Annotated in this window: 21 protein-coding genes; 13 read left to right on the top strand and 8 right to left on the bottom strand. The window is 70.4% G+C overall.

Features of this window, described 5'->3' with window-relative positions:
• Together ACHWVH_RS01080 and murJ are read right to left on the bottom strand one after the other, a co-directional pair.
• Window positions 1–999 (bottom strand): bifunctional riboflavin kinase/FAD synthetase, encoded by a 999-nt coding sequence (locus tag ACHWVH_RS01080; protein ID WP_267096960.1) that lies wholly within the window; start codon window positions 997–999, stop codon window positions 1–3.
• 379 nt (window positions 1,000–1,378) lie between these two features.
• Window positions 1,379–2,971 carry a murein biosynthesis integral membrane protein MurJ gene (murJ, locus tag ACHWVH_RS01085; protein ID WP_394686529.1) on the bottom strand — a complete coding sequence of 531 codons (1,593 nt, stop codon included), beginning with the start codon at window positions 2,969–2,971 and terminating at the stop codon, window positions 1,379–1,381.
• Window positions 2,972–3,087: 116 nt separating this feature from the next.
• Between murJ and rpsT the strand changes: the two genes are divergently transcribed.
• Window positions 3,088–3,360: a 30S ribosomal protein S20 gene (gene rpsT / locus ACHWVH_RS01090; protein WP_010341167.1), complete on the top strand. Its 273-nt coding sequence runs from the start codon at window positions 3,088–3,090 to the stop codon at window positions 3,358–3,360.
• 121 nt (window positions 3,361–3,481) lie between these two features.
• Here the strand turns inward: rpsT and cgtA are convergent, their stop codons facing one another.
• The 3 genes from cgtA to rplU all read right to left on the bottom strand — a co-directional run bounded on the left by cgtA (window position 3,482) and on the right by rplU (window position 5,405).
• The gene (gene cgtA / locus ACHWVH_RS01095) at window positions 3,482–4,537 is read right to left on the bottom strand and encodes an Obg family GTPase CgtA (RefSeq protein WP_295927117.1); all 1,056 of its coding nucleotides are present in this window, start codon (window positions 4,535–4,537) and stop codon (window positions 3,482–3,484) included.
• 274 nt (window positions 4,538–4,811) lie between these two features.
• Window positions 4,812–5,072 (bottom strand): 50S ribosomal protein L27, encoded by a 261-nt coding sequence (gene rpmA / locus ACHWVH_RS01100; protein ID WP_010341169.1) that lies wholly within the window; start codon window positions 5,070–5,072, stop codon window positions 4,812–4,814.
• Between the two features lie 12 nt (window positions 5,073–5,084).
• Window positions 5,085–5,405, bottom strand: coding sequence for a 50S ribosomal protein L21 (gene rplU / locus ACHWVH_RS01105; RefSeq protein WP_010341170.1), 321 nt, complete (start codon window positions 5,403–5,405; stop codon window positions 5,085–5,087).
• 296 nt (window positions 5,406–5,701) lie between these two features.
• Between rplU and uvrA the strand changes: the two genes are divergently transcribed.
• Together uvrA and ACHWVH_RS01115 are read left to right on the top strand one after the other, a co-directional pair.
• Window positions 5,702–8,701, top strand: coding sequence for an excinuclease ABC subunit UvrA (gene uvrA, locus ACHWVH_RS01110; RefSeq protein WP_394686490.1), 3,000 nt, complete (start codon window positions 5,702–5,704; stop codon window positions 8,699–8,701).
• Window positions 8,701–9,108 carry a thioesterase family protein gene (locus tag ACHWVH_RS01115; protein WP_017912417.1) on the top strand — a complete coding sequence of 136 codons (408 nt, stop codon included), beginning with the start codon at window positions 8,701–8,703 and terminating at the stop codon, window positions 9,106–9,108. Before uvrA ends, ACHWVH_RS01115 begins: the two co-directional genes overlap by 1 nt.
• Window positions 9,109–9,325: 217 nt before the next feature.
• Here the strand turns inward: ACHWVH_RS01115 and ACHWVH_RS01120 are convergent, their stop codons facing one another.
• Complete coding sequence (locus ACHWVH_RS01120) at window positions 9,326–9,772, bottom strand: copper chaperone PCu(A)C (protein ID WP_152182092.1); 447 nt, start codon at window positions 9,770–9,772, stop codon at window positions 9,326–9,328.
• Window positions 9,773–9,806: 34 nt separating this feature from the next.
• Between ACHWVH_RS01120 and ACHWVH_RS01125 the strand changes: the two genes are divergently transcribed.
• The 3 genes from ACHWVH_RS01125 (at window position 9,807) to ACHWVH_RS01135 (ending at window position 12,099) form a co-directional block, all read left to right on the top strand.
• On the top strand, window positions 9,807–10,586 hold the full coding sequence (locus tag ACHWVH_RS01125; protein ID WP_295949660.1) for an enoyl-CoA hydratase/isomerase family protein: 780 nt from the start codon (window positions 9,807–9,809) through the stop codon (window positions 10,584–10,586).
• Window positions 10,587–10,658: 72 nt separating this feature from the next.
• The gene (gene tesB, locus ACHWVH_RS01130; RefSeq protein ID WP_010341175.1) at window positions 10,659–11,567 is read left to right on the top strand and encodes an acyl-CoA thioesterase II; all 909 of its coding nucleotides are present in this window, start codon (window positions 10,659–10,661) and stop codon (window positions 11,565–11,567) included.
• 10 nt (window positions 11,568–11,577) lie between these two features.
• Entirely contained in the window at window positions 11,578–12,099 is a 522-nt protein-coding gene (locus ACHWVH_RS01135; protein WP_394686491.1) for a putative signal transducing protein, read from the top strand.
• Window positions 12,100–12,460: 361 nt separating this feature from the next.
• Here the strand turns inward: ACHWVH_RS01135 and ACHWVH_RS01140 are convergent, their stop codons facing one another.
• Window positions 12,461–13,063 (bottom strand): EF-hand domain-containing protein, encoded by a 603-nt coding sequence (locus ACHWVH_RS01140; RefSeq protein ID WP_043092804.1) that lies wholly within the window; start codon window positions 13,061–13,063, stop codon window positions 12,461–12,463.
• A gap of 200 nt (window positions 13,064–13,263) precedes the next feature.
• On the opposite strand from ACHWVH_RS01140, the gene ACHWVH_RS01145 reads away from it, so the two are divergent.
• The 7 genes from ACHWVH_RS01145 (at window position 13,264) to ACHWVH_RS01175 (ending at window position 18,591) form a co-directional block, all read left to right on the top strand.
• Window positions 13,264–14,025, top strand: a complete 762-nt coding sequence (locus tag ACHWVH_RS01145) for an arginyltransferase (protein WP_017912412.1) — start codon at window positions 13,264–13,266, stop codon at window positions 14,023–14,025.
• A 91-nt stretch (window positions 14,026–14,116) separates the two neighbouring features.
• Window positions 14,117–15,349: an endonuclease/exonuclease/phosphatase family protein gene (locus tag ACHWVH_RS01150; protein ID WP_394686492.1), complete on the top strand. Its 1,233-nt coding sequence runs from the start codon at window positions 14,117–14,119 to the stop codon at window positions 15,347–15,349.
• Window positions 15,350–15,663: 314 nt separating this feature from the next.
• Entirely contained in the window at window positions 15,664–16,047 is a 384-nt protein-coding gene (locus ACHWVH_RS01155; RefSeq protein ID WP_017909884.1) for a roadblock/LC7 domain-containing protein, read from the top strand.
• A 10-nt stretch (window positions 16,048–16,057) separates the two neighbouring features.
• The gene (locus ACHWVH_RS01160) at window positions 16,058–16,558 is read left to right on the top strand and encodes a PAS domain-containing protein (protein WP_017916351.1); all 501 of its coding nucleotides are present in this window, start codon (window positions 16,058–16,060) and stop codon (window positions 16,556–16,558) included.
• Window positions 16,555–17,310 carry a PhnD/SsuA/transferrin family substrate-binding protein gene (locus ACHWVH_RS01165; RefSeq protein ID WP_394686493.1) on the top strand — a complete coding sequence of 252 codons (756 nt, stop codon included), beginning with the start codon at window positions 16,555–16,557 and terminating at the stop codon, window positions 17,308–17,310. Before ACHWVH_RS01160 ends, ACHWVH_RS01165 begins: the two co-directional genes overlap by 4 nt.
• Before the next feature lie 7 nt (window positions 17,311–17,317).
• The gene (locus ACHWVH_RS01170; protein ID WP_223875685.1) at window positions 17,318–17,959 is read left to right on the top strand and encodes a hypothetical protein; all 642 of its coding nucleotides are present in this window, start codon (window positions 17,318–17,320) and stop codon (window positions 17,957–17,959) included.
• Window positions 17,956–18,591 carry a hypothetical protein gene (locus ACHWVH_RS01175; protein WP_043092813.1) on the top strand — a complete coding sequence of 212 codons (636 nt, stop codon included), beginning with the start codon at window positions 17,956–17,958 and terminating at the stop codon, window positions 18,589–18,591. Before ACHWVH_RS01170 ends, ACHWVH_RS01175 begins: the two co-directional genes overlap by 4 nt.
• A gap of 77 nt (window positions 18,592–18,668) precedes the next feature.
• Here ACHWVH_RS01175 and purT read toward each other — a convergent pair whose 3' ends face one another.
• A complete protein-coding gene (purT, locus tag ACHWVH_RS01180; protein ID WP_043092815.1) occupies window positions 18,669–19,856 on the bottom strand; it encodes a formate-dependent phosphoribosylglycinamide formyltransferase in 1,188 nt (395 codons plus the stop codon).
• Window positions 19,857–19,941: the final 85 nt, after the last annotated feature.

Below are 19,941 nucleotides of genomic sequence, written 5' to 3' on the forward strand. Positions count from 1 at the left end.
TTACCGGTCGGTGGTCTTCAGGGGGAGGTCCGCGCGCGGGGCGGCGGACACGGGCGGCAGGCCCGCGCCGGCAGGCGCAGCGAGCAGTTGCCGCGCCAGCGCGGCGTCGCGGTGCATCTGCGCGGTCAGCGCCGGCAGATCGGCGAAGGTTTCCTCGTCGCGCAGCTTGGCGACGAACTCCACCTCGATGTGGCGACCGTACAGGTCGCCCTGGAAATCGAACAGGTGCGCTTCCAGCAGCGGCTCCACGCCCTGCACGGTCGGGCGGGTGCCGAAACTGGACACCGACGGCCACGGCTGCGCCGCCACCCCGTGCACCCAGGTGGCGTAGATGCCGGACAGCGCCGGGGTGCGGGCGAACCGCAGGTTGGCGGTGGGATAGCCGAGCGTGCGCCCGAGCTGCTTGCCGCGCACCACGCGGCCGCCGATCGCATACGGGCGACCGAGCAGTTCGGCGGCATGGGCGAACTCGCCGGCCACCAGCAGCTCGCGGATGCGGGTGCTGGAAATGCGCTCCTCGCGCAGGTGCACCGGCGCGATCTCGTCGGCGGCGAAGCCATGCTGGGCGCCCAGCGCACGCAGCAGCGCGATGTCGCCGCCGCGCTTGTGGCCGAAGCGGAACGCCGGGCCGATCCAGACCTCGCGCGCGCGCAGGCGCTCGACCAGCACGCGCTGCACGAAGTCCTCCGCGCTCATCGAGGCCATGCGCCGGTCGAAGCGCAGCAGGCCGACGCTGTCAACGCCGAGTTGGAGCAGGCCCTGCACCTTGGCCCGGGCCAGGGTCAGCCGCGGCGGCGGCGCGGCCGGGGCGAAGAACTCGCGCGGCAGCGGCTCGAAGCTCAGCGCCACCGCCGGCACGCCCGCTTCGCGCGCGCGCGCGATCGCCTGCCGCACCAGCGCGCGGTGGCCCAGGTGCAGGCCATCGAAGGCGCCGATGCAGACCACGCTTCCCTGCGGGAACAGGGTCCCGCCCTCGACGTCTCTAAACAGCCTGCTCATTCCTCGGTCCGAAGCGCCGGCGCAGGAAGCGCCGGTCGATGATGCGTAACCGTCGAGTATAGCGGGTGGGGGCTTGGCTCGGGGCTCGGGGCTCGGGGCTCGGGGCTCGGGACCCGGGACCAGGGACCAGGGACCAGGGACCAGGGACCAGGGACTGCAGCATCGGCGTACGGAGCCAGACCGCCGCCAGGCGATCCTGCAAAAACAAAGTGATCGCTTTCTGTGGGAGGGACTTCAGTCCCGACGGGCTTTCCCCGGAACGCCCGTCGGGGCTGAAGCCCCTCCCACAGTGCAATCGCAAGCGCTTGGCACTCGCGGAAACTCCCGGGTCCCGGGTCCCGGGTCCCGGGCCCCGAACCCCGGACCCCGGACCCCGGCTTCAATGCTCGCGCAGATCCCGCGGCCGGAACCCCAGCGCCAGCAAGGCGAGCAGATACACCGCGCCGCCGCCGCCGACCAGCAGCAGCAGGCTGCCGATCCGGTGCCACTTGTCCATGGTGGTGAACGCCGGCAGCCAGTGCAGGCCCAGCGCCAGCACGGCGGCCATCGCCGCACAGGCCACGCCCAGCCGCAGCAGGTAACCGCTCCAGCCCGGCTTGGGCTGGTAGACCTGGTCGCGGCGCAGCCAGCGCCACAGCAGCGACAGGTTGAGGTAGCTGGCGACCGCACTGGCCAGGCCCAGCGCCAGGTGCAGCCCCGGCACCGCCTCCAGCGCCGCGCGCACGCCCTGCGCACGCAGCTCCGCCGGCACCCACAACTGGTACAGGATCGCCAGGAACAACAGGTTCAGCGCCATGTTGGCGACCAGCGCGGCGACGCCGGCGCGCACCGGCGTGCGCGTGTCCTGGCGCGAATAGAACGCCGGCAGCAGCACCTTCAGCAGGGCGAACGCCGGCAGGCCGAAGCTCAGCCCGAACACCGACATCGCCGCCATGCGCGTGTCGAAGGCGGTGAACTTGCCGTACTGGAACAGGGTCGCCACCAGCGGCTGGCTCAGCAGCATCAACCCCAGCATCGCCGGCACCGCGATCAGCAAGGTGGTGCGCAGCCCCCAGTCCAGCGCGCTGGAAAAGCCCCCGCGATCGGTCTTGACGTGGTGCCGCGACAGCGCCGGCAGGATCACCGTGCCCAGGGCCACGCCGAATACGCCCAGCGGCAGCTCCAGGAAGCGGTCGGCCTGCGATAGCCAGCTCTGCGAGCCGGCGTACAGGAACGAGGCGATCACCGTGTCCAGCAGCAGGTTGATCTGCGCGATCGAGGAGCCGAACAGGGTCGGCACCATCAGGGTCAGCACCCGGCGCACGTCCGGATGCCGCCAGCCCCAGCGCGGCAGGGTCAGCAGGTCGATGCCGCGCAAGGCCGGCAACTGGAACAGCAACTGCAGCACGCCGGCCACCAGCACCGCCCAGCCCATCGCCAGGATCGGCACCTGCAGCCGCGGCGCCAGCCACAGTGCGCCGGCGATCATGCACAGGTTGAGGATCACCGGGGTCAGCGCCGGCAGGCCGAAGCGGTGGAAGCTATTGAGCGCACCGCCGGCCAGCGCGGTCAGCGACACGAACAGCAGGAACGGGAAGGTCAACCGCAGCAGGTCGACGATCAACCCGAACTTGGCCGGGTCGTCGGTAGCGCCAGGATTGAACAGCATCGCCACCTGCGGGGTGAAGATCAGCCCCAGCGCGGTGACCAGCAGCAGCACCCCGCCCAGGGTGCCGGACACCCGCGACATCAGCGCGCGCAGGTCGGCGTGCGGGCGGGTTTCCTTCACCTCGGTGAACACCGGCACGAACGCGGTGGCGAATGAGCCCTCGGCGAACAGCCGGCGCAGGAAGTTGGGAATGCGGAACGCCACCCAGAACGCGTCGGTGGTGGCGTTGGCGCCGAAGGAAATGGTGATGGCCTGGTCGCGCACCAGTCCCAGCACGCGCGAGACCATGGTCATGCTGCTGAAGGAGAGCAGCCCGCGGAGCATGCGCGGCTGGCTCATGCGGCAGCCCTCTTGACAATTGACTTGACGCGAATATTCGGACGCTTCATACTCTCCCGCTTGTTTTTATCCACCACACAGCTTTCCAGGAAACCACCACCGTGGCCAATATCAAGTCCGCCAAGAAGCGCGCCAAGCAGACCGTCGTGCGCAACGCGCGCAACACGGCTCAGCGTTCGATGCTGCGCACCGCCGTCAAGAAGGTCATCAAGGCCCTGGACGCCAACGACGCAGCCGGCGCCGAAGCCGCTTTCGCCATCGCCCAGCCGATCCTCGACCGTTTCAGCTCGCGTGGCCTGATCCACAAGAACAAGGCTGCCCGTCACAAGAGCCGCCTGAGCGCCCGCATCAAGGCGATCAAGACCGCCGCCTGATCGGCTGCCGTCGACGCCGGAAGCGCCCACGCTTCCGGCAGCACCACGAAAAAGCCCGGCCTCGGCCGGGTTTTTCGTGTGCGCGTCACCCTGCCCCGCGCACCGCGGGACGGCGCGACGCTCAGGAGGCATTGGCGGCCGCCTCCAGCGCCTCCTCGCGCTGGCGGTCGAAGAACGCCATCACGTCCTTCATGATCGGCCAGGTGCCTTCGCGGCCCAGTGCCGACACCAGGTACCAGGGCTGGGTCCAGCCCAACTCGGCGACGACCTGGTCGGCCAGCGCACGCGCCTCGTCCTCGAACATCAGGTCGGCCTTGTTCAGCACCAGCCAGCGCGGCTTGGCCAGCAGCTCCGGGTCGTGCTTCTGCAGCTCGCGCTCGATCGCCCGCACCTGCTCGGTCGGCGACACGCCATCCACGCCACCCTCCATCGGCGCCAGATCCACCAGGTGCAGCAGCAGGCGGGTGCGCTGCAGGTGGCGCAGGAACTGCGCGCCAAGGCCGGCGCCGTCGGCGGCACCCTCGATCAGCCCGGGAATGTCGGCGATCACGAAGCTGCGGTAGGCCTCGACGCTGACCACGCCCAGGTTCGGATACAGCGTGGTGAACGGGTAGTCGGCGACCTTCGGCGTGGCCGCGGACACGGCGCGGATGAAGGTGCTCTTGCCGGCATTGGGGAAGCCCAGCAGGCCAACGTCGGCCAGCAGCTTCAGTTCCAGCTTGAGCGTGCGCTCCTCGCCCTCCTCGCCCGGCGTGGCCTTGCGCGGGGCGCGGGTCACCGAGCTCTTGAAGTGCATGTTGCCCAGGCCGCCCTTGCCGCCCTGCGCGACCAGCAGGCGGTCGCCGTGCGCGACCAGGTCGCCGATGACCTCGTCGGTCTCGACATTGACCACCACGGTGCCGACCGGCACGGTGATGGTCAGATCCTCGCCGGCCTTGCCGTACATCTGCCGGCCCATGCCGTTCTCGCCGCGCTGCGCACGGAACGCGCGCTGGTGGCGGAAGTCGACCAGGGTATTGAGGTTCTCGTCGGCGACCAGCCACACGCTGCCGCCGTTGCCGCCATCGCCACCGTCAGGCCCACCCAGCGGGATGAACTTCTCGCGGCGAAAGCCGATGCAGCCATTGCCGCCATTGCCGGCCGTGACCTGGATTTCCGCTTCGTCTACGAGTTTCATGGATAACAACCGAGAATGGGGAATGGGGAATGGTGAATCGGGAATGGGAAAAGCGAGCCATCGCCGCGGCGACGATTCTATGTCGCAGCCACAGATCGGCAAAATCCATCACTGCATTGCCTGACGCAACCAGGACAGGGCGAGTTCACGGGAGGCGCCTTTGCCCATTCCCGATCCCCCACTCCCCATTCCCAGCCGCAAAACAAAAACCCCGCCGAAGCGGGGCTTTCGTAAGCAAGCCTGCGCCATGGCGCAGGCCCTGGACACCGGCGACTTACGCCTCGGTGACCACGCTCACGGTGCGGCGCTTCTTGGCGCCCTTCACCGAGAACTCGACCTTGCCGTCGACCAGCGCGAACAGGGTGTGGTCGCGGCCCAGGCCGACGCCGGCGCCCGGGTGGAACTGGGTGCCGCGCTGACGCACGATGATGTTGCCGGCTTCGATGGCCTGGCCGCCGAACATCTTCACGCCCAGGTACTTCGGGTTGGAGTCGCGGCCGTTGCGCGAGGAACCTACGCCTTTTTTGTGTGCCATGACTGCTGCTCCTTACTTCTTGTCGCCACCGGCGATGCCGGTGATCTCGATTTCGGTGTAGTGCTGCCGATGACCCTGACGCTTCATGTGGTGCTTGCGGCGGCGGAACTTGATGATGCGCACCTTGTCGGCGCGGCCGTGGGCCACGACCTTGGCGGTGACGGCGGCGCCCTTCAGCGCGTCGCCGATCTTGATGCCGTCGCTGTCGCCCAGCATCAGGATGTTGTCGAACGTGATCTCGTTGCCGGCTTCGACTTCGAGCTTTTCCACGCGGAGCGTTTCGCCCTGCGCGACGCGGTATTGCTTACCGCCGGTGACCAGTACTGCGTACATGACCAGACTTCCTCTGTAGTTATTGTGGTCGTTCCCGTCGTGCCGTTTCGGGCAGACAGGAGCGGGATTGTAAGCCGCCGCGCGCGGCAGGGTCAAGCCCGGCCGAGCCCGGACTGTCAAGCCCAGCGGGCCGGCACGGCTGCCTGAACCAGCCAGCCGCCGGCGCCCGGCGGCGCTGGGATCTGCGGCAATTGCCCCCACCTGACAAGCTGGGTACGCTGATCGATTGCCGTCCCCTTTCCGCCCCCACACTGGCCAGCGGCACCGCCACGGCCGGCACATTCCGGAATCTCTTCATGGCGATGGATTACATCCGCATCCGCGGCGCGCGGACGCACAACCTCAAGAACCTCGACCTCGACCTGCCGCGCGACAAGCTGATCGTGATCACCGGCCTGTCCGGGTCCGGCAAGTCCTCGCTGGCGTTCGACACCATCTACGCCGAAGGCCAGCGCCGCTACGTGGAGTCGCTGTCGGCGTACGCGCGGCAGTTCCTCAGCGTGATGGAGAAGCCCGACATCGATCACATCGAAGGCCTGTCGCCGGCGATCGCGATCGAACAGAAGTCGACCTCGCACAACCCGCGCTCGACCGTCGGCACCATCACCGAGATCTACGACTACCTGCGCCTGCTGTACGCGCGCGTCGGCCAGCCGCGCTGCCCCGACCACGGCTATCCGCTGGAGGCGCAGACGGTCAGCCAGATGGTCGACCAGGTGCTGACCCTGGACCCGGAGCAGCGCTACATGCTGCTGGCGCCGGTGATCCGCGAGCGCAAGGGCGAGCATGCGCAGGTGTTCGAACAACTGCGCGCGCAGGGCTTCGTGCGCGTGCGCGTGGACGGCGAGCTGTACGAGATCGACGCGGTGCCGGCGCTGGCGCTGCGCCAGAAGCACACCATCGAGGCGGTGATCGACCGCTTCCGCCCGCGCGAGGACATCAAGCAGCGCCTGGCCGAAAGCTTCGAGACCGCGTTGAAGCTGGCCGACGGCATGGTGTCGGTGCAGTCGCTGGACGACACCGCGGCCGCGCCGCACCTGTTCTCCTCCAAGTACAGCTGCCCGGTCTGCGACTACTCGCTGCCGGAGCTGGAACCGCGTCTGTTCTCGTTCAACGCGCCGATGGGCGCCTGTCCGAGCTGCGACGGCCTGGGCGTGGCCGAGTTCTTCGATCCCGAGCGGGTGGTGGTGCATCCGGAGCTGTCGCTGTCGGCTGGCGCGGTGCGCGGCTGGGACCGGCGCAACGCGTACTACTTCCAGCTGATCGCCTCGCTGGCCAAGCACTACAAGTTCGATGTCGACGCGCCCTGGCAATCGCTGCCGGCGAGCGTGCGCCAGGCGGTGCTGTACGGCAGCGGCGACGAGACCATCACCTTCACCTACTTCACCGATGCCGGCGGCCGCACCCAGCGCAAGCATCGCTTCGAAGGCATCATCCCCAACCTGGAGCGCCGCTACCGCGAGACCGAATCGCCGGCGGTGCGCGAGGAACTGGCCAAGTACATCAGCGAACGGCCGTGCCCGGACTGCAAGGGCGCGCGCCTGAACAAGGCCGCGCGCAACGTGTTCGTCGCCGACCGCCCGCTGCCGGACCTGGTGGTGCTGCCGATCGACGATGCACTGACCTTCTTCCGCCAGCTCGACCTGCCCGGCTGGCGCGGCGAGATCGCCAGCAAGATCGTCAAGGAGATCGCCGAACGGCTGGGCTTCCTGGTCGACGTCGGCCTGGATTACCTCACCCTCGAACGCAAGGCCGACACCCTGTCCGGCGGCGAGGCGCAGCGCATCCGCCTGGCCAGCCAGATCGGCGCCGGTCTGGTCGGGGTGATGTACGTGCTCGACGAGCCGTCGATCGGCCTGCACCAGCGCGACAACGAACGCCTGCTCGGCACCCTTACCCGCCTGCGCGACCTCGGCAACACGGTGATCGTGGTCGAGCACGACGAGGACGCGATCCGCCTGGCCGACTACGTGCTGGACATCGGCCCCGGCGCCGGCGTGCACGGCGGCGAGGTGGTCGGCCACGGCAGCGTGCAGGACCTGTTGAAGGCGCCGCGCTCGCTGACCGGGCAATACCTGTCCGGCAAGCGCCGCATCGAGATCCCGGCCAAGCGCCACAAGGCCAATCCGAAGATGACCCTGCACCTGCGTGGGGCCACCGGCAACAACCTCAAGAACGTCGACCTGGACATCCCGGCCGGCCTGCTGACCTGCATCACCGGCGTGTCCGGCTCGGGCAAGTCGACGCTGATCAACGACACCTTGTTCACCCTGGCGGCGAACGAGATCAACGGCGCCTCGCACAGCGTGGCGCCGTACCGCGAGATCGAGCACCTGGACCTGTTCGACAAGGTCGTGGACATCGACCAGTCGCCGATCGGGCGCACCCCGCGCTCGAACCCGGCCACCTACACCGGCCTGTTCACGCCGCTGCGCGAGCTGTTCGCGCAGGTGCCGGAAGCGCGCTCGCGCGGCTACTCGCCGGGCCGCTTCAGCTTCAACGTGCGCGGCGGCCGCTGCGAGGCCTGCCAGGGCGACGGCCTGATCAAGGTGGAGATGCACTTCCTGCCGGACGTGTACGTGCCCTGCGACGTCTGCCACGGCAAGCGCTACAACCGCGAGACGCTGGAGATCCTGTACAAGGGCTTCAACATCAACGACGTGCTGGAAATGACCGTCGAGGATGCGCTGAAGCTGTTCGAGCCGGTGCCGTCGATCGCGCGCAAGCTGGAGACGCTGGTCGACGTGGGCCTGAGCTACATCAAGCTCGGGCAGAGCGCGACCACCCTGTCCGGCGGCGAGGCGCAGCGCGTGAAGCTGTCCAAGGAACTGTCGCGGCGCGATACCGGCCGCACCCTGTACATCCTCGACGAGCCGACCACCGGCCTGCACTTCCACGACATCGAGGCGCTGCTGGGCGTGCTGCACAAGCTGCGCGACGAGGGCAACACCGTGGTGGTGATCGAACACAACCTGGACGTGATCAAGACCGCGGACTGGATCGTCGACCTCGGGCCGGAAGGCGGCCACCGCGGCGGCACCATCCTGGTCACCGGCACGCCGGAAGACGTGGCGGCGTGCCCGCAGTCGTACACCGGCCAGTTCCTGGCACGCATGCTGCCCTCCACCAGCGCGCGCCCGGAGCAGCCGGCGGCGATGGCCAACAAGCCCGATGCGCGCCCGCCGCGCAAGGCCAAGCCGGAAAAGCCGGCGAAGAAGCAGGCGGTGGCCGCCAAGAGCGGCAAGGCCAGCAAGAGCACCACCAGCACAGGTACCAAGAAGAAGAAGGACGTTTGATGAGCAGCGAACACAAGATCCTGGCGCGCATCCCGATCAGCGTGCGCTGGCGCGACATGGACAGCATGGGCCACGTCAACAACGCCAAGTACATCTCCTACCTGGAAGAGGCGCGCGTGCGCTGGATGCTGGGCGTGGAAGGCGTCTCGATGAGCGATCGCATCGCCCCGGTGGTGGCGGCGACCAACGTCAACTATCGCGCGCCGATCGTGTGGCCCAACGACATCTTGGTCGAACTGTTCGTCGAGCGCCTGGGCACCAGCAGCGTGACCATCGGCCACCGCATCGTCGACCAGCAGGACGAAAGCCGGCTGTACTCCGACGGCCACGTGGTGGTGGTGTGGATGGACACCCAGACCGGCAAGAGCGCGCCGCTGCCGGACGCCGTACGCAAGGCGACGAGCTGAGGCCTGCGCTTGCGCCGGGCGTGGCCCGGCGCATAGTCCGCAGTGCAGCGGCGCTGCCCACGCAGGAGCGGCGTGTGCTCCTTGTGGGAGGGACTTCAGTCCCGACGACGAATGGTGTCAGCCGACATTGGGCTTCGCCCGTCGCGGCTGATCCCACAAAAGGGGACGAGAACCGCTCCTACGACAAGGGGAGGCGCCTTTTCCCGAGGAGGCTCCCCTACATCGCCTGCTTGCGCACGGTCAGCGTCGCATCGACCTTGCCGCCGCCTTCCAGTTGCAACTGCAGCGGCACGGCCTGGCCTTCGGTCAGCGCGCCCTTGCCCTGCATCAGCATCAGGTGCATGCCGCCGGGCTTGAGTTCCACGCGGGCGCCAGGCGCCAGCGGCACGCGCTCGACCGCGCGCATCCGGCTGACGCCGGCCACCAGCGTGGTCTCGTGCAACGACACATCGCCGAAGCTGGGGCTGCTGGCGCCGGTGACCGTGACCGGCTTGCCGCAGCCGTTGTGGAGCACGCCGTAGCCGGCGGTCATCGGCATCGCCGGATTCGGCGGCAAGCGCGCCCAGCCCTGCTCCAGAGTGACGCACGCCGGTTCCGCAGCCGACGCAGTGGCGGCAACCGCACACAGCACGAACAATACGCCAGCGAATGGTTTGGTTATCATCGCCGAGGTTCCTTCTTCGAAAGCAGACCGCAGCATGACGACGCTCATCGACGTGATCAACCATGGCCCCCTCCGCGAACTGCGCCTGGCGCGGCCGCCGGTCAATGCGCTGGACACCGACCTGTGCCGGCAGCTGATCCAGGCGATCGAGCAGGCCAACGCCGATGGCGCGCACGGCATCGTGCTGTCGGGCAACGAACGCCTGTTCTCCGCCGGCATGGACGTGCCGCACCTGCTCGGCCACGGCGACGATCGCGCCAAGCTGCTGGGCAGCTGGCAGCAGTTCTTCGGTGCGGCGCGCGCCTTGGCCGCCAGCCCGATCCCGGTGGTCGCGGCGCTGACCGGCCACGCCCCGGCCGGCGGTTGCGTGCTGGCGCTGTGCTGCGACTACCGGGTGATGGCGCGCAGCCCCGATGCGGCGCATCCGCTGCACATCGGCCTGAACGAGACCCAGGTCGGCCTGGTCGCCCCGGAAGGCATTCAGCGCCTGCTGCGGCGCGTGGTCGGCGCGCACCGCGCCGAGCGCCTGCTGGTCGGCGGCGACCTGGTCAGCGCCGAACGCGCGCTGGAGATCGGCCTGGTCGACGAACTGGTCGACGCCGACCTGGTGGTGGCGCGCGCGCTGGCCTGGCTGCTGGACCTGCTCAAGCGCCCGCGGCAGCCGATGCTGCAGACCCGTGCCATCGCCCGCGCCGACCTGCGCGCGGCGCTGGCCGACGAGCACATCGGGCTGGAGCGACTGATCGACGACTGGCAGGCGCCGGACACCCAGGCCGCACTGCGCGCGCTGGTGGCGCGTCTGGGCAAGGGCTGAGCGGAGCGGGCACGCGGGCGGGCGCGGACGGCCCGCTATAATCGGCGCACGTCCGTCGCCAGGCCCCGCCTCTTGTCCGCCAAGCCCGCCCCCGTCGTCTCCGAACTGATCGAGCTGCTGTCGCTGGAGCGGCTGGAGGACAACCTGTTCCGCGGCCAGAGCCGCGACATCGGCACCAAGTACGTGTTCGGCGGCCAGGTGCTGGGCCAGGCGCTGTCGGCGGCGCAGGCCACGGTCGAGAACGCGCGTCGCGTGCATTCGCTGCACGCCTACTTCCTGCGCGCCGGCGACATCGAGCACCCCATCGTCTACGACGTGGACCGCACCCGCGACGGCGGCAGCTTCTCGGTGCGCCGGGTCACCGCGATCCAGCACGGCAAGGTGATCTTCTTCTGCGCGGCCTCGTTCCAGGAACAGGAGGACGGCGCCACGCACCAGCTGAAGATGCCGGAAGTGCCGCAGCCGGAAGACATCGAGCCGACTCCGGCGGCGCGCCCGGAAGTGCTGGCGACGCTGCCGACCAAGGTGCAGCGCTGGCTCTCGCGCGGCGGCCCGTTCGAGTTCCGCCACGTGTATCCGCGCGACGAACTGAATCCGCCCAAGCGTCCGCCGTTCCAGCAGATGTGGCTGCGCCTGAGCGAGCCGGTCGGCGATGCGCCGGAACTGCACCAGGCGCTGCTCGCCTACGCCTCGGACTTCCACCTGCTCGGCACCGCCACCTTCCCGCACGGCATCAGTTACTACACGCCGAACGTGCAGATGGCCTCGCTCGACCACGCGCTATGGTTCCACCGCCCGTTCCGCGCCGACGACTGGCTGCTGTACTCGCTGGACAGCCCCAGTGCGCAGGGCGCGCGCGGCCTGGCGCGCGGGCAGTTCTTCACCCGCGACGGCACCCTGGTCGCCAGCACCGCACAGGAAGGCCTGATCCGGGTGGTCCCCGACGCCGACGCCGCGGCGCAGGTGCCGGCAAAACGCTGAGGACACGAACATGCGTCAGATCTTCAGCAGCCAACGCGTGGAAACCGCCGAAGGCGTCGCCGCCCTGCTGCGCGATGCCGGCATCGACGTGCGCCTGAGCAACGGCCGCTCCTACCGGACCCGGCGCAGCGGCCAGTTCAGCTATCTCGACCCGGTCGCGGCGCAGGCCCAGCCCACGGTGTGGGTGGTGCACGCCGACGACCAGCCGCGCGCACGCGAACTGCTGCGCGACGCCGGCCTGCTCGACAGCACCCGCCGCGATCCGGAACAGGGCCGTGCGCCCTACTTGAACGAGTTCCGCTCGCAGGTGGAAGCGGACGGCGGCAAGCGCTGGGCCTGGCGCATCCGCATCGCCCTGCTGCTGGCGATCGGTGCGGTGGCGCTGATCACCGTGCTGCGCCATCGCGACAACCGCGCGCCGACCACCGCACCGGCGCACCCCGCCGCGACGCAGCCGGCCAAGGCGCCGGCACAGGACACCGGCAGCGACGAAGTGCGCGTGCGCGTGCAGCCGGCGCCGCGCGGCAACTGAGCCGCGCCGAACGCAGGTCCACGCATGCGGTGGATGTCGCCTCTGGCGATGACGCCCTGCCGATGACCGTCCTTGCGCGACGGCGGAGGCGCCAACGCTGCGACGGCAATCCGATCGGCACGGCGATCGCATCCTGCGCGCGGTGTCCGCCGTAGCGGAGACCGCCACCGCAACCGGCCGCGACGCTGTCGACGCGCCCCGCGCGACCACGCGCGTCCCGCGCTGCACCTGCGCCGCACTGCACGCGACGGCAGGTTTCGGCAGATGGAAAAACAAGAACGCCCCTGCGCGCGGGGCGCAGGGGCGCTGTCGATCGGCGCCTTGGTGCAGTGACGCCGCGGCCACCGCCGCGGCGGATGGCTCAGTTGCTGTCCGGCGCCGGCATCGGCGGCGGTGCGTCGCCACCGCGCTGCCCGCCCGGGCGATGCGCCCAGCGCTTGGCCTGCGCCGCATCGAACTCGGCGCGGCTGAGCATGCCGTCCTTGTTGGTGTCGGCCGCGGTGAACCAGGCATCGCGATGTTGCTTGGCGCGCAGTTCGAAGTCGGCACGGTCGATGTAGCCGTCCTTGTTCACGTCCATCTTGTCGAAGCGCGCGGCGAGCTTGGGATCGGCCTGCGCTTCGGCGCGGCTGATGCGGCCGTCCTTGTTGGTGTCCAGCTTGGCCATCATCGCGCCGGGCACGCCGTGGTCGCCCGGGCCACCGTGACGGCCGTGGCGCGGCCACTCGTCGCGGCTGAGCTTGCCGTCGTGGTTCTTGTCCATGGCGTCGAAATGCTGGGCCAGGCGCGGATCGGCGGCGGCCTCGCTACGGTCGATGACACCGTCGCCGTTCTTGTCGAGCGCGGCGATGCCGCCGGCATCGGCGGGCGCGGCGGGATCGGCCGGCGGCGGGGGAACGGCGTAGGCGGTACCGGACAGCACGGCCAGCACGGCCAGGGCGAGCAGCGGGTTGCGAGACTTCATGGGTCACTCCCTGAGGATGATGAGGAACCTGCCGAGGACGGCAGGCGTCCGGCGCCGCAAGCGGCCCGCATCGCGGGCCGGCACCGCGGTGCCTTCCCTGCTGACAACGCCCCGTCGCCGCCGCGGTTGACCCGCCGCCGGGCGCATTCATCGACGGGACAGTCGCGGCCCCTGCGATGACGAAGCGCTATGCTCGACGCATGGCCATCCATTCCGACGCCAGCGACGACCTGCGGCTGTTCCAGACCGGCCAGCACGCGTGTGGCTACTGGCCCGAGCGGCAGGCCCGCGACCTGGTGCTGGACCCGCACGATCCACGCCTGGGCGCGCTGTATCCGCTGGCGCTGAGCTGGGGCTTCCGCCGCTCCGGCGATCTGGTCTATCGCCCGCACTGCGACCATTGCCGCGCCTGCGTTGCGGTGCGCATCCCGATCGACGCGTTCGTGCCCGATCGCAGCCAGCGCCGCTGCCTGGCGCGCAATGCCGATGTCGAGGTCCGCATCGTCGCCGCCGAGCGCAGCGAGGAGCAGCTGGCGCTGTACCAGCGCTACCTGCGCCACCGCCATCCCGGCGGCGGCATGGACGATCACGGCGCGCACGAGTTCGACCAGTTCCTGATCGGCCGCTGGTCGCATGGGCGCTTCCTGGAGCTGCGGCAACGCATGCCGGACGGACGGCGCGGGCCGCTGCTGGCGGTAGCGGTCACCGATATCGCCGCGCAGGCGCTGTCGGCGGTCTACACCTTCTACGACCCGGACGCCGGCGCGCGTGGCCTGGGCACCCTGGCGATCCTGCAGCAGATCGCCTGGGCGCGACGCGAGGGCCTGCGCCACCTGTATCTGGGCTACTGGATCCGCGGCCACCAGAAGATGGACTACAAGCGCCGCTTCCGGCCGCTGCAGGCCTACGACGGCCGCCACTGGCGCGACTTCGACGACTATCTGCGCCAGCTCGGCGGCTAGCCGACGGCAACCGATACCGGGCTGCCCAGCCGAGGGCGCCGCACGTCGCGGCGCCATCGTGCCGACATGCCGCGCATGCGAAAATCGGCACATGACATCACGCCTCCTCCTGCTCGCCCTGACCCTGCTGTGCGGCGCCTGCGCGCACACCGCTCCCACGTCCTCCCCGATGACCGACGCCGCCGCGCCCGCCGCCAGGACGCTGCGCCTGGCCACCTACAACACCTCGCTCAATGCCGACGAACCCGGCGCACTGATCGCCGCCCTGCAGGGCGACAGCGCGCAGGCGCGCAAGATCGCCGCGGTGCTGCAGCAGGTGCGCCCGGACATCGTGCTGCTCAACGAGTTCGACTACGACGAGGCGCACCGCGCCGCCGACCTGTTCGAGCAGCGCTACCTCGCGGTGCCGCAACCGCACGGCGGCGCGGCGCTGCGCTATCCCTACCGGTACCTGGCCCCGGTCAACACCGGCGTGCCCAGCGGCCTGGACCTGGACAACGACGGCCATGTCGGCGGCGAAGGCCGCGCGCGCGGCAACGACGCCTGGGGCTACGGCCTGCATCCCGGCCAGTACGGCATGCTGCTGCTGTCGAAGTACCCGATCGACACCGCGGCGGTGCGCAGCTTCCGCCTGCTGAAATGGAGCGCGATGCCCGACGCGCTGCGGCCGGTCGACCCGGCCACCGGCCGCTTCTTCCACAGCGACGCGGTGTGGGCGCAGTTGCGGCTGTCGTCCAAGTCGCACTGGGACGTGCCGGTGCGCACCCCGCTGGGCGTGCTGCATGCGCTGGTGGCGCACCCGACCCCGCCGGTGTTCGACGGCGCGGAGAAGCGCAACGCCGCACGCAACCACGACGAACTGCGGCTGTGGCGTGAGTACCTGGACGATGCCGGCAGCGGCAAGGCGCGCTGGCTGTGCGACGACGCCGGCCGCTGCGGCGGGCTGGCCGCCGATGCGCAGTTCGTGATGCTCGGCGACCTCAACAACGACGTGATCGACGGCGACGGCCACCACGACGCGATCCGCGCGCTGGTGACGCATCCGCGCGTCCTGCAATACCCCACCCCGCACAGCGCTGGCGGCGAGGAGACCACGCGCGCCTACGCGGCCACCGGCATCGACCATCGCGGCCCACCGCAGCAGGTCACCGGCGATTTCGGCCCCAAGGCCGGCACCATGCGCCTGGACTACGTGCTGCCGTCGCGCAACTTCCGCTACCTGGACAGCGGCGTGTTCTGGCCGGCCTCCGATGATGCCTCCGCCGCCATCGCCGACGGCAGCGACCACCACCTGGTCTGGGTCGACGTCGCAGCGGGACGGTAAGCGCAGGAGGACCGGGGCGGCGCGCAGCATGGCGCCGCCTAGCAGCACCCCACAGGCGGCCTGGCGGCCGCCTTTTGCTTGCCTGGCCGGCGCGCCAAGCCCCTGGCGAGCGGCCTGCACCCGCGCGGCCGCGTTGACCGCCGGCCGCGAGGCGGCGCCGGTGTGAGCAGGGCCTGACCCCTTCGCGGCAGCAGTGCCGCCCATCGGATCGCCCCTCCTGCGCAGCGCCTGCGCCGGGCACCGCCATCGGCCTTGATCCAGATCAAGGGCAAGACTGCGCCGACGCGGTCCAATGCCTCCCGCACCCGGTCGGGATGCGCAAGCGGATGGCGAGCATGCGAACGCAACAGTTGCAACAGGCGCTGGAAGGCCTCAATGGCGCCACCGCCGATATCGAGGCCTCGGCGCTGATCTCCCTGGACGGGCTGATGATCGCCTCGGCGATGCCGCAGGGCATGGACGAGGACCGCGTCGGCGCGATGTCCGCGGCGCTGCTCGCGCTGGGCGAGCGCAGCGCGCGCGAACTGGCGCGCGGCGCGCTGGAGCGGGTGCTGATCCAGGGCGAACTCGGCTACGTGATCATGAGTGCGGCCGGCCGCGAGGCGGTGCTCACCGTGCTGGCCAAGCCCAGCGCCAAGCTCGGCCTGGTGTTCCTGGACATCAAGCGCGCCGCGCAGGCGCTGCAACAGATCCTGTAGGGGCGCCGCCATGCCGCTGCCGCCGATGCAAGCGCCGCACGAGCCGCACCGCAGCGCCGAGCTGCGCTACCACGACGGCAGCCGCCGCACGGTGTACTGGAGCGAACGCGAGGTGGCCTATCCGGACGGGCGCCTGATCGTCTCGCGCACCGACCTGGACGGCATCATCACCCACGCCAACGACGCCTTCGTCGAACTCAGCGGCTGGCCGCGCGAACTGCTGATCGGCGCGCCGCACTGCATCCTGCGCCACCCGGAGATGCCGCGGCGCGCATTCCGCGAACTCTGGGACACCGTGCTGGCCGGCGAGAAGTGGCACGGCTACGTCAAGAACCTGCGCCGCGACGGCGCCTGCTACTGGGTCTACGCCACCGCCTTGCCGAACGTCCGCGACGGCCGCGTGGTCGGCTTCACCTCGGTGCGGCGCAAGCCGTCGCGGCGGCGCATCGACGCGCTGCAGCCGCTGTACGCGCAATGGCTGCAGGACGAACGCGCGGAGCCGCTGGCATGAGCTGCACGTTCCTGGTCGCGCCGGACTTCGCGCCCGAGTACTTCGGCGGCTGGTACCTGCTCAGCACGGTGCTGCAGCGCCGCGCCGGCCTCGGCCTGCGCCTGCTGATGCCGGCCGATGCCGCCGAACAGCGGCAATTGCTGGACGACAGCGTCGTCGACCTGGTGTACGCCAGCCCGTTCGACGCCAGCGCGTTGATCCGCGACCGCGGCTACCTGCCGCTGGTCAGGCCGCGCGGGCACGCCGACGAGGTGGTGATCGCGACCGCGGCCGAGGCGCCGGCGCGCTGCGTGGAAGACTTGCCCTACGGCTGCCGCATCGCGCTGACCGCCAACCACGACGTACGCCTGATCGGCCTGCGCCTGCTGGAACCGGCCGACCTGGAGCCGGAACGCATCGCCTGGCGCCCGGCCAGCAGCTACGCCGCGGTAGCGCGGCTGCTGCTGGAAGGCGAAGCCGATGCCGGCCTGTTCCTGGCCACCGCCTACCACGGTCTGTCGCGCCTGACCCGCGCGCGATTGCGTCCGCTGGTGGAAAGCGCGCTGTGCGACATCGGCCACGTGCTGCTGGCGCATCCGCGCCTGGGCCCGCAACTGCCGGCGCTGCGCGACGTCCTGCTGGCGCTGGGCGATGCCGCGCATCGCGACGACCAGGCGGTGCTCGACGCGCTGGGCCTGGAACGCGGCTTCGAGGCGATGGCCACGGAGGACGCCGAATTCATGATCGACCTGATCGACACCTTGCTGGACTGAGGCGCCCATGCCCACGCTTCCCGCTCGCGATCCCGCACGCCTGGTGATGCGCACCCATGCCCGTGCCCTGCTGCGCGACCCGCGCGACGCCGCCGCGCACCTGGCGCGGCTGCACGCCGCACTGCAGTTGCACGACAACGAACCGACCCAGGGCGTGCTGGCCGACCTGTTCGTGGCCTTGCCGCGGCACGACGTCGCCTTGCGCCAGCTGGCGCTGCAGATGGCCGCGGCGCATCTGGCGCCGCACGTGGCCGAGACCTTCCAGCGCCACAGCCAGGGCCACGCGCTGCTGCCGATCAACGCCCTGGCCACGCGCTGGAGCGTGCTGGCGCGGCCGTCCGCCGACGTGCCGGCGCGGGTGCGCCGGGCCAGCCCGGACCATTCGCGGCGGATGGTGCGCGAGGTGGTGGACGCGCTGTGCGACGGCGCACCGATCGCCGCGGCGCGCTGCGAGCGCGAGTTCCTGGACTACTGCATCAGTTGCCAGGACAAGCTCGCCTTCATGCTCGCCACGCGCGAACTGCGCCGCCATGCGCTGGCCCTGGGCGACCGCTGGGACAGCACCGCGCGCTGGCTGCAGCAGCGCGAGCCGCTGGGTGGCCGCAACGTCGACGCCCTGTCCTTTTCCAGCGCGAGTGCGCCGCGATGACCGCCCCCGACCCGACCGGCTCCGAACCGACCTGGCTGATGCCGACCCCGCACGGCGTGCTGCACGGCTTCGCCAGCGCCACGCCCGACCGCCTGCAGCGCGCGCTGCAACTGCTGCTCGGCGCGCACGGCGCGCTGTCGCTGCAGGAGTGGCGCCAGCGCGTGGGCGGCGACGCACAGCGGCTGCTGCAGGAGGCGCGCGAACAGCAATGGGTGCAGTTGCTGCGGCGCGCAGTGCCGGGCCCGGAAATCCGCCTGGACGATTTCGCCCAGCATGTGATCGCCCCGCTGTCGGCCGAACGCCGCGCGGTGCTGGCCTCCGACAGCGGCTTCTGCCTGGGCCATGCCGGCCTGGACCAGGAACAGGCCGACACGCTGAGCGTGGCCGCGGCCGACTTCTCCGGCTTCGCTCAGCGTCAGAGCGCGCGCGGCTGGCACGGCGCGCACCGCTACGTGGCGTTCTACAGCGAGCCGCAACTGCTGCTGCCGGACTGGTCGTTCGTGCCGTTCTGGGTCGACGGCGCCGGCTACTGGCTGGTGCTGGGCGGCGAGGCGCTGCTCAACAACCTGGCGATGGTCGAACTGGTGTGGAGCATCCGCCTGGCGGCGGCACGGTTCGCGCCGCCGGCTTGAGGGCCGGGAATGGGGAATCGGGAGTGGGGAATGGGAAAGCGGGTCCCCTTTGGCCCCGCTTTCGAGCGCTCGCCGTTTTATGCGTCCAGGTCGATGGTGAGGGCGGCGGCGGCGTCGCGGGCGGTTTGCCGCGCTTCGTCGATGCTTGCGCCACGGGCCAGGGTCACGCCGACGCGGCGGTGGCCGTGCACGCTGGGCTTGCCGAACAGACGCAGGGCGGTGTCCGGGGCCTGCAGGGCGGCATCGACGTTGCCGAAGCGCGGCACGCCTTCGCCGTGGGCCAGCAGCGCGCACGAGGCCGACGGGCCGTTCTGGCGGATCGCCGGAATCGGCAGGCCGAGGATCGCACGCGCATGCAGGGCGAACTCGCTCAGTTCCTGCGACACCAGGGTGACCAGGCCGGTGTCGTGCGGCCGCGGCGACACCTCGCTGAACCAGACCTCGTCGCCCTTGACGAACAGCTCCACGCCGAACAGGCCCCAGCCGCCGAGATCGTCGGTGACCGCGCGGGCGATGTCCTGCGCGCGTTGCAGGGCCAGCGCCGACATCGGCTGCGGCTGCCAGCTCTCACGGTAGTCGCCGTCCTTCTGCCAGTGCCCGATCGGATCGCAGAACGCGGTGCCACTGGCGTGGCGCACGGTCAGCAGAGTGATCTCGTACTCGAAGTCGATGAAACCCTCGACGATGCAGCGGCCGGCGCCGGCGCGGCCGCCGGTCTGCGCGTACTCCCACGCCGCGTCGATATCGGCGGCGCTGCGCAGCGTGCTCTGGCCCTTGCCGGAGGACGACATCACCGGCTTGACCACGCATGGCAGGCCGACCGCGGCGATCGCCTCGCGGTACTGCTCGGGCGTGTCCACGAAGCGGTACGGCGAGGTCGGCAGGCCCAGGGTCTCGGCGGCCAGGCGGCGGATGCCTTCGCGGTCCATGGTCAGCCGCGCCGCACGCGCCGTCGGGATCACCCGCTGGCCGAGGTCGCGCTCCAGCGCCACCAGGGTCTCGGTGTGGATCGCCTCGATCTCCGGCACGATCAGGTGCGGCTGCTCGCGCGCGATCAGTTCGCGCAGCGCCATCGCATCGAGCATGTCGACCACGTGGCTGCGATGCGCGACCTGCATCGCCGGGGCGTCGGCATAGCGGTCCACCGCGATCACCTCCACGCCGAAGCGCTGCAGTTCGATCGCCACTTCCTTACCGAGTTCGCCGGAGCCGAGCAGCAGCACGCGGGTGGCGGAAGCGGACAGCGGGGTTCCCAGAGTGACCATGGCGGCGGCGCCTGCGCGAAGAGGGGAGCCGTATTCTACCGGGCCAGTGCCCCACCCCGGCACAGGACCGGCCACGCCATCGTCG

Origin of the sequence: uncultured Xanthomonas sp., from assembly GCF_964278005.1 — a bacterium.
Lineage (GTDB): Bacteria > Pseudomonadota > Gammaproteobacteria > Xanthomonadales > Xanthomonadaceae > Xanthomonas_A > Xanthomonas_A sontii.

Excerpts from the sequence above, each read along its gene's own strand:
- ACHWVH_RS01165 (WP_394686493.1), top strand. The coding sequence starts at position 16,555 with ATGAGCTGCACGTTCCTGGTCGCGCCGGACTTCGCGCCCGAGTACTTC.
- ACHWVH_RS01175 (WP_043092813.1), top strand. The coding sequence starts at position 17,956 with ATGACCGCCCCCGACCCGACCGGCTCCGAACCGACCTGGCTGATGCCG.
- ACHWVH_RS01120 (WP_152182092.1), bottom strand. The coding sequence starts at position 9,772 with ATGATAACCAAACCATTCGCTGGCGTATTGTTCGTGCTGTGTGCGGTT.
- ACHWVH_RS01135 (WP_394686491.1), top strand. The coding sequence starts at position 11,578 with ATGCGTCAGATCTTCAGCAGCCAACGCGTGGAAACCGCCGAAGGCGTC.
- ACHWVH_RS01155 (WP_017909884.1), top strand. The coding sequence starts at position 15,664 with ATGCGCAAGCGGATGGCGAGCATGCGAACGCAACAGTTGCAACAGGCG.
- uvrA (WP_394686490.1), top strand. The coding sequence starts at position 5,702 with ATGGCGATGGATTACATCCGCATCCGCGGCGCGCGGACGCACAACCTC.
- ACHWVH_RS01080 (WP_267096960.1), bottom strand. The coding sequence starts at position 999 with ATGAGCAGGCTGTTTAGAGACGTCGAGGGCGGGACCCTGTTCCCGCAG.
- ACHWVH_RS01115 (WP_017912417.1), top strand. The coding sequence starts at position 8,701 with ATGAGCAGCGAACACAAGATCCTGGCGCGCATCCCGATCAGCGTGCGC.
- ACHWVH_RS01170 (WP_223875685.1), top strand. The coding sequence starts at position 17,318 with ATGCCCACGCTTCCCGCTCGCGATCCCGCACGCCTGGTGATGCGCACC.
- ACHWVH_RS01140 (WP_043092804.1), bottom strand. The coding sequence starts at position 13,063 with ATGAAGTCTCGCAACCCGCTGCTCGCCCTGGCCGTGCTGGCCGTGCTG.
- ACHWVH_RS01145 (WP_017912412.1), top strand. The coding sequence starts at position 13,264 with ATGGCCATCCATTCCGACGCCAGCGACGACCTGCGGCTGTTCCAGACC.
- ACHWVH_RS01125 (WP_295949660.1), top strand. The coding sequence starts at position 9,807 with ATGACGACGCTCATCGACGTGATCAACCATGGCCCCCTCCGCGAACTG.
- purT (WP_043092815.1), bottom strand. The coding sequence starts at position 19,856 with ATGGTCACTCTGGGAACCCCGCTGTCCGCTTCCGCCACCCGCGTGCTG.
- cgtA (WP_295927117.1), bottom strand. The coding sequence starts at position 4,537 with ATGAAACTCGTAGACGAAGCGGAAATCCAGGTCACGGCCGGCAATGGC.
- rpmA (WP_010341169.1), bottom strand. The coding sequence starts at position 5,072 with ATGGCACACAAAAAAGGCGTAGGTTCCTCGCGCAACGGCCGCGACTCC.
- ACHWVH_RS01160 (WP_017916351.1), top strand. The coding sequence starts at position 16,058 with ATGCCGCTGCCGCCGATGCAAGCGCCGCACGAGCCGCACCGCAGCGCC.
- rplU (WP_010341170.1), bottom strand. The coding sequence starts at position 5,405 with ATGTACGCAGTACTGGTCACCGGCGGTAAGCAATACCGCGTCGCGCAG.
- ACHWVH_RS01150 (WP_394686492.1), top strand. The coding sequence starts at position 14,117 with ATGACATCACGCCTCCTCCTGCTCGCCCTGACCCTGCTGTGCGGCGCC.
- murJ (WP_394686529.1), bottom strand. The coding sequence starts at position 2,971 with ATGCTCCGCGGGCTGCTCTCCTTCAGCAGCATGACCATGGTCTCGCGC.